Genomic DNA, 13,732 nt, shown 5'->3' with positions numbered 1-13,732 from the left:
TCCGTCTCTGGTTTGGGTTCAATCCGGGCTCAAAAAAGTGATTTTTATTGCTGCAAACGGATTTATTCGTGGGGTACCGGGCCTTGTCTCAGGGCATTGAAAATGATTCCGATTCCTGCTGCGATCAATAAAAATGGCCACCAATGGTCTATATCGAATAAATTACCGCCGGAAATGATCAAGATAAAAACAGCGCCGATGAACCGGCCTCCGATGGAATATCTGTATTTGGAAATAAAGAGACGAACCACCACATCTATGATCAGTAAAATTCCCACGACGAACAAGAACCACCATAACCATTCATATATCACATGTTGTTCATAAAGATAAAAAATGACACCCGCTGTCATTAAAATGAATCCGACCAGAATACCGCTCAAAGGGTCCTTTTGAGGGGTCTGCCGTTTCCGGGTTGTTTGTTCCGAGGCTGTCACAAGTGCACCTCCTTTTCTTTTTGTTGTTCTAACAGGGTTTACGATACGAGTTTATAAAAGTTACAAACACCTGGCTGCAGGAACAAGGATTTTCACTTGTGTTTTACAACTTTTTCTGATAAATTATTGTAAAAAAAGAAGGCAAAAAATGAATTTGTATCAGATGATTCAAAAGCGCCGTTCTGTGCGGCAGTTCAAACCGGCCAAACTGCCCTATACTATTCTTGAACGTATTGTTGACAGCGGACGCCTCGCTCCCTCTGCGAGAAACTGGCAACCTCTGGAATTCATCGTGGTGGATGATCCTGATGTGGTAAATTCTATATTCGAATTGACGAGCTGGGCTGGATATTTAAAAAACAATCAAGGCCGACCGGCGCCGGGCAAAGAACCGACAGCTTATATCGTCATCGTGGTGCGCAAGGATTGTCAATCGAAATGGATCGGGCATGATGTGGGAGCCGCTGTTGAAAATATGATATTAACCGCATTGGAAAAAGATATCGCATCCTGCTGGCTGGGTTCAATACAACGGGAAAAGGCCGCTCATATTCTGAATGTACCGGAAACGCATGAAATTGATTCCGCCCTGGCCCTGGGTTATCCTGATGAAAAACCCGTAGCGGTACCGTTATCGGATTCGATCAAGTATTTCAAAGATAAACAAGAACAGCTTCACGTCCCGAAACGTTCAATAAAATCCGTACTGCATCATAATGGGTTCCAGTATCCGGAAATGTGAGGACATTGAGTATGAAGACAGTGCAACGTGATGATGTGATCCGCTATTTGAATGAATATCTTGAAATTGAAAATTTTCAGGATTTTACTCCCAAAGGTATCCATGTGGAAGGTAAGGAAACCGTCGGTAAAATCGTGACCGGAGTATCCTGTAATGCTGATTTAATTGATGCGGCGATCGAAGAAAAAGCGGATATGGTGATTGTGCATCATGGCATTCTCTGGGACAAAGAAAGCCATGTGGTCAAAGGCGTGCTCAAGGGGCGTCTGCAAAAACTGCTCAAGCACGATATTACATTGCTGGCGTATCATCTGCCTCTGGATGCCCATCGCAAAATCGGGAATAATGCGGCTGCAGCGCAATTGCTGGGCATGACTCACCTTGAACCGTTTGGCGGCATCGGACTCCGGGGACGGATTCATCCGGTTCAGCTGAATGAATTTGTTCAGCTTTTAAAAAAGATTTACTCATCAGAACCCTTGTCGTTTGCCTATGGCCCGGAAACCATTGAAACGATTGCGGTCTGTTCCGGCGGCGCGCAAAAGTTAATTGCAGAAGCGCTGGAAATGGGAGTGGATGCGTTTGTCACAGGCGAAGTTTCAGAACCTGTGATGCATCTTGCCAAGGAGGGAAAATTACATTTTTTTTCAATGGGCCATCACGCGTCAGAACGGCTTGGCATTCAGCGGCTTGGAGGTCTGGTCGCCAAAAAGTTTGATATTATAGTGTCATTTGTTGATATTGACAATCCGGTCTAAAAGCGCCCGGTAAAGATAAAAATACATCAGAAAATGAAATGTTTTCAAAATCCGGGTGTTACCTTTGAAAAATTGGAGCAGGAAATGAATTTTATACACAGCATTCAAACAAAAGTTGCAATATGGGCCCAGCGTAACGGTGTGAGGGTCGCAAGGCTGGCGCTTGGTGTTATTTTTATCTGGTTCGGCGTTTTGAAATATTTCCCCGGACTTTCACCGGCGGAAGAAGTGGTCAGGAATACAATTACCTTTATCAGTCCTGATCTGTTTATTCCCGTGCTTGCTACCTGGGAGGTTGTCATTGGAATCGGTTTTCTGTTGGGTCGCCCCATGTGGCTGATCCTGTTGTTGCTGGCGCTGCATATGCCGGGTACCTTCCTGCCCCTTGTGGTCACCCCGGATGCCGTATGGACACAGTTCCCCTATGGTTTGACGCTTGAAGGTCAGTATATTATTAAAAATTTTGCGATCATAAGCGCGGCCCTGTTCATTGCCGGCTCGTTAGTCTCAAGTGAAAAAAATACTTGATTTACGCCTTGCCGTTTAAGAGGTTCTTGGCCACTTGATGTGTGATAGAACCAGAAAAAAGAAATGGAATGAAGCGAAAAGACTGTAAATATTTTATTTTTGCGCTGCTGGTCGGTTTCCTGGTGATGGCCTGCAATGAAAAAGAACCGGTTTTTAAGCCGATCGTCTATTTCCCGGTCCATGACGGGAATACGTGGGAGTTTTCCGGCAGTATATCCAAAATACTGATGACTGAAACCGGTAACGGAATTCAAACATTTCAATTGATTTATTATGATACTTTAGATACAGCGCTTTGGAGTGAAACCCACGTCCTGCAGGACAGTCAATTGTATTGGAAAACTTTTGAACCGAATTTGCCGTTATTCCCCAGGATTATGTTTTCACCGCCGCTTCCATATGCCCCCATGTCGGAGCGTATGGAATTTTCAACCAGTATGGTCTTCACAGAAACTCAAACGGATTCTGCAACACGTCGGTCTCAGATCAGGATAGATTATAACATTAACCGGATTGAAACTGTTATCACACCCGCGGGGACGTTTCATAATTGTCTGCGGATGAAGATTGCCGTGACTTATCTGGATGTGGCTGCAAGTCCTGTTTTTGCCGGAGAGCATGTATGGTGGTACGCCAGAGGGGTTGGACCTGTTAAATACGAATTACCTTCGGCTGAAGGAGAGCTCTTAGAGTATACTATCACTAAAGTGCCAGAGTTGACAAAGCGTTTTTAAAGCATTGGCATTCTAACTGGATTTTGATACCCGGCTGAAATGTTTATTATTCTGCCTATATGATAATGATCGGAGCACATGGAAAATTTATTGAAATATTCAGCTATTTTATTTGATCTGGACGATACATTGTTGCGCAACAACGCGGACCGGTTTGTAAAACACTATTTTAAAACATTGACACCGTGTGTTTCTGGATACTTTGAAGAAACCGAATTTATTTCTCTGATGACAGGGGCGACCCAGGCGGTCCTGTCTGCAAAACGCGGGCGCCGGACCTTGCGCCAGGTCTTTGCTGATTATTTTGAACGGCAGTCCTCTGTTTCATTTTCAACGTTGGAGGGAATCGTTAAAGAATATTATCACAATGACTATTTAAAGATCAGACAAATCACGCATCCTGTTGCGGGAGCAAGCGCTGCTGTTCAAGCTGCAGCGCAATTGACATCAAATCTTGTTCTGGCCACGGTACCCATTTTCCCGTACGCCGCGATTAAAGAGCGCGTGCGCTGGGCGGGACTTGACAGTGCGATGTTTTCAATGATCACCAGTTATGAAATCATGCACGTGAGCAAACCGCATCCGGACTATTACCTGGAAATTTGCGAAAAACTCGATTGCAGGCCGAGCCGGTGCCTCATGATCGGAAATGATTATCAGGATGATATGTCGGCGCGCGTTGCAGGATTAGAGACATTTCTGGTCAATAATTATGCGCTTGGCGACGCAGAAAATGGATTTGCACCGCACTACTCGGGATCAATGGCCGAGCTGCTTGTTTTTTTGCGCGACAGCGCTAGGGTTGATCAATGACCATCCATTTCCCCTGCCAATGAATTTTTTTATCTTTTATCAGGCGATTGAATAAACGGGACAGGGTTTCCGGGGTGGTTCCGATCGCCGCGGCCATATCCTTTTTACTCAGTTCGGGTTTAATACGGTTGGCTCCTTCATAGTGCTCTTTTATAAAGCGAAAAAACCGGTCTTCCACATCGTGTATTGTTAAATATTTAATTTGCTCCGCAAGATAACGCTGCTTGCGCATCAGCAGGGCAATAAAATCATTGCGGAAATCCTGTTTCTCCAGCAAACAGAGAAATTGATGTTTGGGGATCATATAAAGCCGGCTCGGTTTTAACGCGGTCGCAGTTACCGGGTACAAGTCGCTTTCGAACAAAATGACTTCACCGAAAATTTCACCCGGCTGTATGACTTTGATTACAATTTCCCTGCCGTCGGCTGTGATTTTACTTAATTGGATTTGACCCTGAATACAGCAGAATAGAGCATATCCTTTCTCTGCTTCCGTGAATATGATTTCCTGTTTTTCCGTATTTTTTTCCAAACAAATATCCGCGAGATGCTGACGGCTTGTTGACGCCATGTGACGAAAGTAATCAAATTCAAGTAATTTTTTCTCTTTTTCTGTCATTTTTCTGTTTTCTTGATTCAGATCAAGGTTGATAACCCGTTTTTCTTTTATATTGGGAGTACAATTTAACAATAAGGAAATTGATATGAAACGAAAAATTATCAACATAGATGAAGAAAAATGCAATGGTTGCGGATTGTGCATTCCGGGTTGTCCGGAAGGCGCTATACAGCTGATCGACGGCAAAGCGCGGCTGGTCAGTGACCGTTATTGCGATGGTCTGGGCGCTTGTCTCGGACACTGTCCCGAAGGCGCCATAACCATCGAGGAGCGGGACGCGGAGACCTATGATGAACGCAACGTGATGGAAAATGTAATCTCACAGGGAGAAAATACAATCAAGGCACATTTGCAGCATTTGCGTGAGCATGGAGAAACCGACTATTTACAGGAGGCGGTTAACGTTCTCAAAGAAAAAGGCATGCCCGTTCCGGATGACAGGCCGGAACCCGTATTCAGCGGCTGCCCCGGCAGTCAGTCTATGTCTTTTGCAACGCAGAGCAATCAGGCGCAGCAAACGAAAGATTCTGTGCCCTCACAGTTAACCCACTGGCCGGTGCAGCTGCATTTGATTTCACCTGCGGCGCCGCATTACAAAAAATCGGATTTGCTGCTGGCGTCGGATTGCTCGGCATTTACTGCAGGTGATTTTCATCAATCTTTTCTCAAAGATAAAACACTTGCCATTGCCTGTCCGAAACTGGATGAAGGACAGAATGTATATGTTGAAAAAATCAAAGCATTAATAGAAGAAGCGCAAATCAATACACTCACGGTATTGATGATGCAGGTTCCCTGCTGCGGCGGGCTTTTGCACATGGCCCAGGCGGCTGCGGAACAGGCAACCCGTCACGTACCGATCAAGGCCATTATTCTCGGACTGCAAGGCGATATCCTGCGTGAGGAATGGATCTAAACTGAAAAAGGAGTTAATATGTTTTGTTATCAATGTGAACAAACCAAAAGTGGAACAGGATGCGATAAAATCGGAGTCTGCGGCAAGAGTCCCGAGGTTGCTGATCTGCAGGATATCCTCGTGTATCAGCTCAAGGGCATCGGATATCTGGCGCATCAGGCCCGGCAATACGGACGCACGGACGAAAAAGTCAATCGGTTTACGGTGGAAGCCCTGTTTACAACCGTGACCAATGTGGACTTTGATCCCGAACGCATGCTGCATTGGATTCAGCAGGCGGCTGAGGTTCGTAATCAGGCGGCGCAACTGCTGCGTCAGGCCGCAAAAGAGAGTCGGGTTGAACCGAATGAGAGTCTCTGGCCAGAGTCGGCAACATATAATCCGGCCAACGACGAGTCCGGTTTGCTGCAGGATGCAGTGACCATCAACGGGATTGGTGTGCTGCAGGAAAAAGATGCTGATATCCGTTCTCTGCAGGAGCTGCTGACCTATGGTCTGAAAGGCATGGCCGCCTATGCGGATCACGCCGCCATTCTGGGGCAGCAGGATGATCAAGTCTATGCCTTTTTCCATGAAGCGCTGTCGGCTATGAATGATGAAAAGCCGATGCAGGACTGGCTGGAATTGAACATGCGCTGCGGAATGACCAATGTGCGGACCATGGAATTGCTGGACACCGGACATACCGCAACATTGGGACATCCGGAACCCACCGTGGTGTCGACAACAATTAAACCGGGGCCTGCCATTGTGGTATCCGGTCATGATATGTTGAGTATGCTTAAGCTGCTGCAGCAGACCGAGGGCAAGGGGATTAACATTTACACGCACGGTGAGATGCTGCCTGCGCATGGCTATCCGGAATTGAAAAAGTTCAGTCATCTGTCCGGACATTTTGGAACCGCCTGGCAGAATCAGCAGAAAGAATTTGACGGTGTGCCGGCAGCCTATTTGTTCAATACGAACTGCATTCAAAAACCAAAACCGTCTTATAGGGATCAGGTGTTTACCAGTCAATTGGTTGCCTGGCCGGGCGTGACCCATATCGAAAATTATGATTTTTCACCGGTCATTGACAAAGCGCTGCAACTTGGCGGGTTGACGGAAGAACAGCCGGGCGGCACGCTCATGACCGGATTCGGCCATAATGCGGTCATGAATGTCGCTGACAACGTGGTCGATGCTGTGAAAAACGGCGATATTCGGCACTTTTTCCTGGTCGGCGGTTGTGACGGCGCCAAACCCGGACGTAATTATTACACAGAATTTGTGGAAAAAACGCCCGAGGATACGGTGGTGCTGACCCTGGCCTGCGGCAAATTCCGGTTTAATGACAAAGACCTGGGCGAAATCGGCGGGCTGCCGCGGTTGATGGATGTGGGTCAGTGCAATGACGCCTATTCCGCCATCCGTATCGCACAGACGCTGTCCGAGGCATTTGATACCGAAATCAATGAACTGCCCCTGTCTCTGGTGCTGTCCTGGTACGAACAGAAAGCGGTGGTTATACTGCTGTCACTGCTGGCCCTGGGAATCAAAGGTGTGCGTTTGGGTCCCACATTGCCCGCATTTTTGACGGATAACGTGTTGAATGTGCTGGTAGACCAGTTTGACGTCAAACCGGTAACCACGGCGGATGAAGACCTGAAAGCTATTTTGGGCTGATTCTGTTGTTCTACGCTGTAGGTTGTTTCGTTTACGCCAAGAATTATGAATTGCACGCAAAGCAGCAGAGAACGCAAAGGAAAGAAAATAAATCAGAGGTTTTGAATTTTATTCCTCTGCTTCTTTGCGCTTTTGCGTACAATTGTAAAATAATCTGCAGACAATGCCACAGTTAAAAAACTAAACATATTATTAATAAACGAGAGTGATGTATGAAAACAATAAACATAAACAACGCGGAACCCATGAAAAATTCGCACGGGATTGACGCGAAACGCATCTATGATACAGAACATGCGCAGGTGGTACATATTGAACTGGCGCCGGGTGAGCAGTTAAAACCGCATATCACACCTGTTGATGTGTTTTTCTATGTTTTGGAAGGTGAGGGTGTGGTTGAAATCGGTGATGAAACACAAACCGTTTCAAAAGATACCCTGATTGACAGCCCGCAAGGAATACCGCATTGCTGGTACAATAAAAGTGATCAAATCTTGCGTGTTTTGGTTGGCAAGGTGCCGCGGCCCACACGAAAAACGCGTGTTTTATAGCAGAAATCTCATTGTACAGATGTTTTTTCCGGGCTATGAGCAAAATTACAAATAACACGCAGCAGAGAACGCAAAGGAAAGTAACCTGATGGTTTATATTCTTTTCCCTCTGCTCCTTGTGTAATGCTAAATTAATTTACAGAGAATGCAACCGTTAAAAAAATTGTTATGATACTACATATACATTCTAACAGCAACGGATTGAACTTGTTTTTTTAAAAAGGAAAAAGATTGAACCGACTGCATGTGATTCAGCATGTACCGTTTGAAGGCCCCGGAAAATTTTCGGACTGGGCGCTATCGCGAGGTATTCAGTTGACACGTACAGCATTGTACCGGTCTGCTGAACTGCCGGATCTGGATCGGGTGGATATGCTGCTGATTATGGGAGGTCCGATGGGTGTAAATGATGAGGACCAGTATCCATGGCTACCCGCTGAACGGCGGTATATCGAATCTTTTCTTGCGACGGGCAAACCGGTTATCGGTGTCTGCCTGGGAGCGCAGCTGCTCGCCCAGGCGCTGGGGGCACGGGTTTATCCGCATCGCGAAAAAGAAATCGGCTGGTTTCCAGTCAGCTGGACAGATCAGGCTGTGAATATCTTTCAGTTGAAAAAAAACGGATCAAGAGTTTTGCATTGGCATGCCGATACTTTTGATCTGCCGAGCGGTGCGATTCATCTTGCTTCAAGTGAGTGTTGCGAGCAGCAGGGTTTTTTGTACAAGGGGCAGGCGCTGGCTTTGCAATTCCATATGGAAGCGACGCCGTTTACGGTGCAGAGTTTAGTGCAGAATGAAGCTGAGCTTGTGCCGGGGCCGTTTGTTCAATCGGCAAATACGATCCTGTCAAAGTCCGATCCGTGTGATGCAGTCAATCAGCAGTTATTTTCAATATTGAATCATTTTTATAACGAATAATCAGTTATGCGGGTTTGTTGTTTTAAAAAAACACCTGATTTGCAAAGGTTTGTGGTTTGAAACAGAGGGAGAACGACATGTTTTGCAAAAGAATGTTTTTAATTTTGCTTTTGGCTGCAGTTGGCTTGTCGGCGGCGCCGGATGAAACGGTGGCCGGACGTTGTATGACCTGTCATAAAAAAGAAACAACAGGATTGTACAATCAATGGTATGAATCTTCACATGCCCTGCACAAGGTGCGCTGCATTGACTGTCACGGAGCGAATAAAAATGAATCGGATGCGTTTGAACATTATGACGCTTATATTGCCACGCTGGTGACACCCAAAGACTGCGGCGCCTGTCATGAACAGGAAGCGGATCAGGTGAGACAGTCTTATCACGCTCAGGCCGGAAAAATTCTGGAATCCCAGGACGCTTATCTGGCACATGTGACGGCTGGAAATCCGGTAGCCATTCAAGGGTGCGAAAGCTGTCATGGAACCAAGGTACAGCTAAATCCGAACACGGATAACAAGCTGTCGCACAAGTCCTGGCCCAATTCCGGGATCGGACGCATCAATCCGGATGGATCTCTGGGGTCCTGCAATGCCTGCCATCCCCGTCATTCCTTTTCCAAAGCCCAGGCGCGCCAGCCGGAGGCCTGCTCCAAATGTCATCTGGGTCCTGATCATCCGCAGAAAGAAGTCTATGAAGAATCCAAACATGGCAATACCTACTATACCAATCTGGAAAAAATGAATCTAAATGATGATCAATGGGTGGTGGGAGAAGATTATTTTGCCGCGCCCACCTGCGCCACATGTCACATGTCCGCTACCTCTAAACAGGATTATACGCATGATGTGGGCGACCGACTATCCTGGACATTGCGGCCTGTGATTTCCGGTAAAAAGGACAACTGGCAGACCAAACGGGAACATATGAAAGATGTGTGCTCGACTTGTCATGGTTCCGTATTTGTGGACGGGCACTATACGCAAATGGACGCCACAATCCGGCTGTATAACGATAAATTTGCCAAACCGGCTCTGGAGATTATTTCTCTGATCAAGGAAAAAGAGTTGATGCACAACCCGGCCTCGTTTTCCAATGATATCGAATGGACCTTCTGGGAATTGTGGCACCATGAAGGCCGTCGCGCCCGGCACGGATCCTCCATGATGGGACCGGATTACACCTGGTGGCACGGTTTTTACGAGGTCGCTCAGCATTTCTATTTCACGTTTCTGCCGCAGGCGCGTGCGTATGATGATCCGGAGGTGAATCAGACGATCGATGATCTGCTGGAGAATGATCCCATGCATCAATGGCTGGGGCGTTCAACAGAGGCGCTAAAAAAAGAGATCGGGTCCGGAAAAATGCAGCAGGTTTATGAATCTTATTTTGAGGCGCAATAATGTGGAACAAATACAGGTACTTTTTGCGCGGCGTCTCTATCAATTGGGTCGGGAAACTGGGCGTTATCCTGACGACGGCTACCTTCATTTCCTTTCTTGTCTTTGAGTCCGCCCACACGCTGGGATTTATCCGCAACGCCTATTTCGGGCTGATCACGTATTTGGCGTTTCCGGTGTTGTTTGTGCTGGGACTCTTACTCATCCCGATCGGCTGGATCAAGTATAGAAACAGCGCCGGCAAGTCCACCAAAGAACTGCTCAGCGATCAGTTCAATCAACAGGATCTGGCGCCGCAGCCGGTCGGCGCCCGACTGATCCGGTTTGTGGCTTTTTTTACGGTCATCAATATTCTGGTCTTGACTTTTGCCACCCTTCGTATGCTGCATTTTATGGATCAGTCGAGTTTTTGCGGCACCGCCTGTCACCGCGTGATGAATCCCGAGTGGGTTACCTATCAGCGGTCCCCGCATGCCCGGGTATCCTGTGTGGAATGTCATGTCGGCGAGGGGCTGGATGCTTTAATCGCCTCCAAGCTCAACGGCATTCGCCAGATGTATCTGGCGGCATTCAATCTCTACAATCAGCCCATTCCCACACCGGTGCACACCTTGCGGCCGGCGCGTGAAACCTGCGAGAAATGTCACTGGCCGCAAAAATTTTACGGCAAGCGGCTGATCACCCGCGCCCATTATCAAAAAGACAGTTTGTCCACACCGCAGTATACCACACTGAGCGTGAAAATCGATGCGGGCCGGCCGGGTCATGATCCGGGCGCTCACTGGCATATTGATGAAAAAAACCAGGTGTTGTATACCTCGATCGGGGATGAGCGCCGCGAAATGCTGACGGTCAAGGCCTTGCTGTCGGACGGTGATACCAGGGTTTACACCAATGTGCGCCGGAAATCCCGGCATGAAACTGAAAACGAATTTCGCAGCATGGACTGTATTGACTGTCACAACCGCGCCACTCATATTTACAAAGACCCGGACCGGGCCGTGGATGCAGCCATTCGCAGCGGCGAGATCAACCGAAAGATTCCTTTTATCAAGCGTCAGGCCCTGTCTGCCATCACCCCTTCCTACGCGTCCAAAGCGGCCGCCATGCAGGGAATTGAAAACGAACTCTTTGGCTATTATCAACGGCACTATCCGGATGCAGCGCGAACATACAGACCAGACCTTGAACAGGCGGTGACCGTACTGCAGGACATTTACCGCGTGAACCGGCATCACCACATGAACATATCATGGGGCGCCTATCCGAGTCATGCCGGACACAAACGCGATCTGGGCTGTTTCCGATGTCATAACGAGAATATGCGCACGGAAAGCGGCGAAAGCATGCGCCATGACTGCACTTTATGCCATTCGATTCTGGCTATGGACAGTGAGACACCGCTGAGTTTTGTCCGGCCAGTGGTCGACAGCACACGCGACGCGCCGATGCACCGATATTTGAGAGACGAGTTTTTCAAAAGCCAATACTGAGGAGAAGAGCTTGCCGGAACGCCGACTGCAGCAGGAATGGAAAACCGTGAAAACAATGATCGCGATGTACTGCCGGGCGCATCACCAGGCAACCTCGGAACCGTGCACAGCGTGTCTGGATCTGCTAAAATACGCACAGACCAGACTGGAGCATTGTCCGTTTTCCGGTGATAAACCGGTTTGTTCCAAATGTGCGGTACACTGTTACAGTTCAAAACGCCGGGAGCAGATTAAACGTGTCATGCGCTATTCCGGTCCACGGATGATGTTTACCCATCCGATACTGGCTGTTCGACATGTGCTGCGTTCTATCAACCAAAAACATTGAGGTTATTCATGAGTGAACTGATTAATAATTCGAAAAAACGCAAAGATCTGCTCAAACATATGATCCTGCAGCTGCACAAAGGTAAAGAGACAGACACGGTTAAAAAACAGCTTACCGAACTGTTTGGACAGATCCCCTATGGTGATGTAGTCGAAGTAGAACAGGAACTGATTGCCGAAGGTCTGCCGCAGGAAGAAGTGATCAAACTGTGCGACGTTCATTCAAAAGCATTAAAGGGCGTGGTGGAAGAATCGGAGATGGACAAGGTTCCGGCCGGACATCCGGTGCATACGTTTGTACAGGAGAACCGCGCGCTGCAGGCTGAAATCGCCGGATTTGAACAGTTCAATCAACAGTTTTTGGATCTGTCCCTGAATGACTATTTAACCAGTGCCCGCGGTTATCTGAATAAATTATCCGATGTGGACAAGCATTACCGCCGCAAGGAAAACCTGCTGTTTCCGTATCTGGAGAAAAAGACATTACCGGTCCGCCGACCGTGATGTGGGGCAAGCATGATGAAATTCGCGAACAATTAAAAGCGGCGCACGAGGCGGTGAGTGAGAAATCCGGCGATAAAGCGGAATGGGAGTCTGTTATTGATTTGGTGTTTAAACCGCTGCTGGATGCGCTGGAGGAAATGGTCTATAAAGAAGAGCAAATTTTGTTTCCCATGGCGCTGGATGAACTGACCGAGAATGAATGGTATGAAATTGTTCAGCAGTCGCTGGAGATCGGGTTCTGTCTTTATGATCCGCAGACCGACTGGCAGCCGGAAACCATTGAAACAGCCGAGAGTCAGCCGGATACCGGCCATGTCCAGCTGCCGTCGGGCCGTTTCACGCTGGAGGAACTAACGGTCTTGTTTAACTCTTTGCCTGTTGACATTACGTTCGTGGATGCGGATGACAAGGTGAAATTCTTTTCTCAGCCCCGGGAACGCATATTCGATCGCAACCGCGCTATATTGAACCGGGATGTGAGGATGTGCCATCCGCCGTCCAGTGTTGATGTGGTGGAACAGATCGTCAGTGATTTCAAATCCGGAAAACAGGACAGCGCGCCGTTCTGGATTCAAATGAACGGACGTTTTATACATATTGAGTACTTTGCGCTGCGCAATGAAAAAGGCGAGTATCTGGGTACGATCGAAGTGACTCAGGACCTTACTGAATTGCGCAAGCTTGAAGGCGAACAACGAATCTTGTCGTACAAGGAGCAATAATGGCAAAACCGGATATTACCCCGCGTATCAAAATATCAGAATTGCTGAAGGCTTTTCCGGAACTGGAGGATGAATTGATCCGGCGGGTTCCGGCATTCAAAAAATTAAAGAATCCGGTGCTGCGACGAACCGTCGCCAAAGTTACCAGTCTGCAACAGGCCGCCAGGGTCGGTGAGGTACCGGTGGAATCCCTGGTAAACAATTTGCGGCAGGCGGTCGGACAACCGGCGCTGGAGATATCGGAAACAGGCGGCGAAACCGGGGAAAAACCGCACTGGTTGGAGGATCGGAAAATCGTCAAAACGGTGAACGCCGCTCAACTGCTTGAAAAAGGGGATTACCCTTACAGTCAGATTCAGGCCGAGTTGAAGCAAGTCGAAAGCGGTTCCATTCTAAAGCTTACGTCTGAATTTCTTCCCATGCCCATGATGGATAAGCTGAAAGAACAGGGTATACCTGTCTGGTCGGAACGGCAGGGAGAATTGTACGCGCTTTATGTGTACAAGAGTTGAGAGGTGTTTGCTGTAAAATTGTAACGCTGAAATTTGAATTCCGGGCTTGAAAAAATATGACTTTCAGACCTGGTTTATGAGTGGAGAAAAAGCCGC

General features: G+C 47.8%; 16 protein-coding genes and 1 pseudogene. 15 read left to right on the top strand and 2 right to left on the bottom strand.

Annotated features, from left to right (window positions below):
• Positions 1-62: 62 nt before the first annotated feature.
• Positions 63-437, bottom strand: coding sequence for a hypothetical protein (locus U5R06_19525; protein ID MDZ7724934.1), 375 nt, complete (start codon positions 435-437; stop codon positions 63-65).
• A gap of 148 nt (positions 438-585) precedes the next feature.
• Here U5R06_19525 and U5R06_19520 point away from each other — a divergent pair, with 148 nt between their 5' ends.
• From U5R06_19520 to U5R06_19500, 5 genes are all read left to right on the top strand, one after another.
• Positions 586-1,179 carry a nitroreductase family protein gene (locus U5R06_19520; GenBank protein MDZ7724933.1) on the top strand — a complete coding sequence of 198 codons (594 nt, stop codon included), beginning with the start codon at positions 586-588 and terminating at the stop codon, positions 1,177-1,179.
• A gap of 11 nt (positions 1,180-1,190) precedes the next feature.
• Complete coding sequence (locus U5R06_19515; protein ID MDZ7724932.1) at positions 1,191-1,937, top strand: Nif3-like dinuclear metal center hexameric protein; 747 nt, start codon at positions 1,191-1,193, stop codon at positions 1,935-1,937.
• A gap of 84 nt (positions 1,938-2,021) precedes the next feature.
• Positions 2,022-2,465, top strand: coding sequence for a DoxX family protein (locus U5R06_19510; GenBank protein MDZ7724931.1), 444 nt, complete (start codon positions 2,022-2,024; stop codon positions 2,463-2,465).
• 68 nt (positions 2,466-2,533) lie between these two features.
• Complete coding sequence (locus tag U5R06_19505) at positions 2,534-3,199, top strand: hypothetical protein (protein ID MDZ7724930.1); 666 nt, start codon at positions 2,534-2,536, stop codon at positions 3,197-3,199.
• A 78-nt stretch (positions 3,200-3,277) separates the two neighbouring features.
• The gene (locus tag U5R06_19500) at positions 3,278-4,012 is read left to right on the top strand and encodes an HAD family hydrolase (protein MDZ7724929.1); all 735 of its coding nucleotides are present in this window, start codon (positions 3,278-3,280) and stop codon (positions 4,010-4,012) included.
• On the opposite strand, the gene U5R06_19495 is transcribed toward U5R06_19500, so the two are convergent.
• On the bottom strand, positions 3,996-4,544 hold the full coding sequence (locus U5R06_19495; GenBank protein ID MDZ7724928.1) for a Crp/Fnr family transcriptional regulator: 549 nt from the start codon (positions 4,542-4,544) through the stop codon (positions 3,996-3,998). The two genes, U5R06_19500 and U5R06_19495, sit on opposite strands and share 17 nt — an antisense overlap.
• A gap of 172 nt (positions 4,545-4,716) precedes the next feature.
• On the opposite strand from U5R06_19495, the gene U5R06_19490 reads away from it, so the two are divergent.
• The 10 genes and pseudogenes from U5R06_19490 (at position 4,717) to U5R06_19445 (ending at position 13,636) form a co-directional block, all read left to right on the top strand.
• Positions 4,717-5,547, top strand: a complete 831-nt coding sequence (locus tag U5R06_19490) for a 4Fe-4S dicluster domain-containing protein (protein MDZ7724927.1) — start codon at positions 4,717-4,719, stop codon at positions 5,545-5,547.
• 18 nt (positions 5,548-5,565) lie between these two features.
• Positions 5,566-7,212, top strand: a complete 1,647-nt coding sequence (gene hcp / locus U5R06_19485; GenBank protein ID MDZ7724926.1) for a hydroxylamine reductase — start codon at positions 5,566-5,568, stop codon at positions 7,210-7,212.
• A 212-nt stretch (positions 7,213-7,424) separates the two neighbouring features.
• Positions 7,425-7,763: a cupin domain-containing protein gene (locus tag U5R06_19480; GenBank protein MDZ7724925.1), complete on the top strand. Its 339-nt coding sequence runs from the start codon at positions 7,425-7,427 to the stop codon at positions 7,761-7,763.
• A 231-nt stretch (positions 7,764-7,994) separates the two neighbouring features.
• The gene (locus U5R06_19475) at positions 7,995-8,681 is read left to right on the top strand and encodes a type 1 glutamine amidotransferase (GenBank protein MDZ7724924.1); all 687 of its coding nucleotides are present in this window, start codon (positions 7,995-7,997) and stop codon (positions 8,679-8,681) included.
• A 77-nt stretch (positions 8,682-8,758) separates the two neighbouring features.
• Positions 8,759-10,081 (top strand): multiheme c-type cytochrome, encoded by a 1,323-nt coding sequence (locus U5R06_19470; protein MDZ7724923.1) that lies wholly within the window; start codon positions 8,759-8,761, stop codon positions 10,079-10,081.
• Positions 10,081-11,571 (top strand): NapC/NirT family cytochrome c, encoded by a 1,491-nt coding sequence (locus U5R06_19465; protein MDZ7724922.1) that lies wholly within the window; start codon positions 10,081-10,083, stop codon positions 11,569-11,571. Before U5R06_19470 ends, U5R06_19465 begins: the two co-directional genes overlap by 1 nt.
• 10 nt (positions 11,572-11,581) lie before the next feature.
• Complete coding sequence (locus U5R06_19460) at positions 11,582-11,899, top strand: nitrous oxide-stimulated promoter family protein (GenBank protein MDZ7724921.1); 318 nt, start codon at positions 11,582-11,584, stop codon at positions 11,897-11,899.
• A gap of 8 nt (positions 11,900-11,907) precedes the next feature.
• Positions 11,908-12,518 (top strand): annotated as a pseudogene (locus tag U5R06_19455) (DUF438 domain-containing protein).
• A gap of 21 nt (positions 12,519-12,539) precedes the next feature.
• On the top strand, positions 12,540-13,124 hold the full coding sequence (locus U5R06_19450) for a PAS domain-containing protein (GenBank protein MDZ7724920.1): 585 nt from the start codon (positions 12,540-12,542) through the stop codon (positions 13,122-13,124).
• On the top strand, positions 13,124-13,636 hold the full coding sequence (locus U5R06_19445) for a DUF1858 domain-containing protein (GenBank protein ID MDZ7724919.1): 513 nt from the start codon (positions 13,124-13,126) through the stop codon (positions 13,634-13,636). Before U5R06_19450 ends, U5R06_19445 begins: the two co-directional genes overlap by 1 nt.
• Positions 13,637-13,732 lie beyond the last annotated feature (96 nt).

The organism is candidate division KSB1 bacterium, assembly GCA_034521575.1.
Taxonomy (GTDB): domain Bacteria; phylum Zhuqueibacterota; class Zhuqueibacteria; order Residuimicrobiales; family Krinioviventaceae; genus JAXHMJ01.
Note: the sequence above shows the minus strand (reverse complement) of the source record. Positions and strands in the feature narration are given on the sequence as shown.

Bases quoted from the DNA above. Each gene is read 5' to 3' on its own strand.
- U5R06_19490 (MDZ7724927.1), top strand. From the start codon at position 4,717: ATGAAACGAAAAATTATCAACATAGATGAAGAAAAATGCAATGGTTGC.
- U5R06_19450 (MDZ7724920.1), top strand. From the start codon at position 12,540: ATGGTCTATAAAGAAGAGCAAATTTTGTTTCCCATGGCGCTGGATGAA.
- U5R06_19515 (MDZ7724932.1), top strand. From the start codon at position 1,191: ATGAAGACAGTGCAACGTGATGATGTGATCCGCTATTTGAATGAATAT.
- U5R06_19510 (MDZ7724931.1), top strand. From the start codon at position 2,022: ATGAATTTTATACACAGCATTCAAACAAAAGTTGCAATATGGGCCCAG.
- U5R06_19500 (MDZ7724929.1), top strand. From the start codon at position 3,278: ATGGAAAATTTATTGAAATATTCAGCTATTTTATTTGATCTGGACGAT.
- U5R06_19445 (MDZ7724919.1), top strand. From the start codon at position 13,124: ATGGCAAAACCGGATATTACCCCGCGTATCAAAATATCAGAATTGCTG.
- U5R06_19480 (MDZ7724925.1), top strand. From the start codon at position 7,425: ATGAAAACAATAAACATAAACAACGCGGAACCCATGAAAAATTCGCAC.
- U5R06_19465 (MDZ7724922.1), top strand. From the start codon at position 10,081: ATGTGGAACAAATACAGGTACTTTTTGCGCGGCGTCTCTATCAATTGG.
- U5R06_19470 (MDZ7724923.1), top strand. From the start codon at position 8,759: ATGTTTTGCAAAAGAATGTTTTTAATTTTGCTTTTGGCTGCAGTTGGC.
- U5R06_19520 (MDZ7724933.1), top strand. From the start codon at position 586: ATGAATTTGTATCAGATGATTCAAAAGCGCCGTTCTGTGCGGCAGTTC.
- U5R06_19505 (MDZ7724930.1), top strand. From the start codon at position 2,534: ATGAAGCGAAAAGACTGTAAATATTTTATTTTTGCGCTGCTGGTCGGT.
- hcp (MDZ7724926.1), top strand. From the start codon at position 5,566: ATGTTTTGTTATCAATGTGAACAAACCAAAAGTGGAACAGGATGCGAT.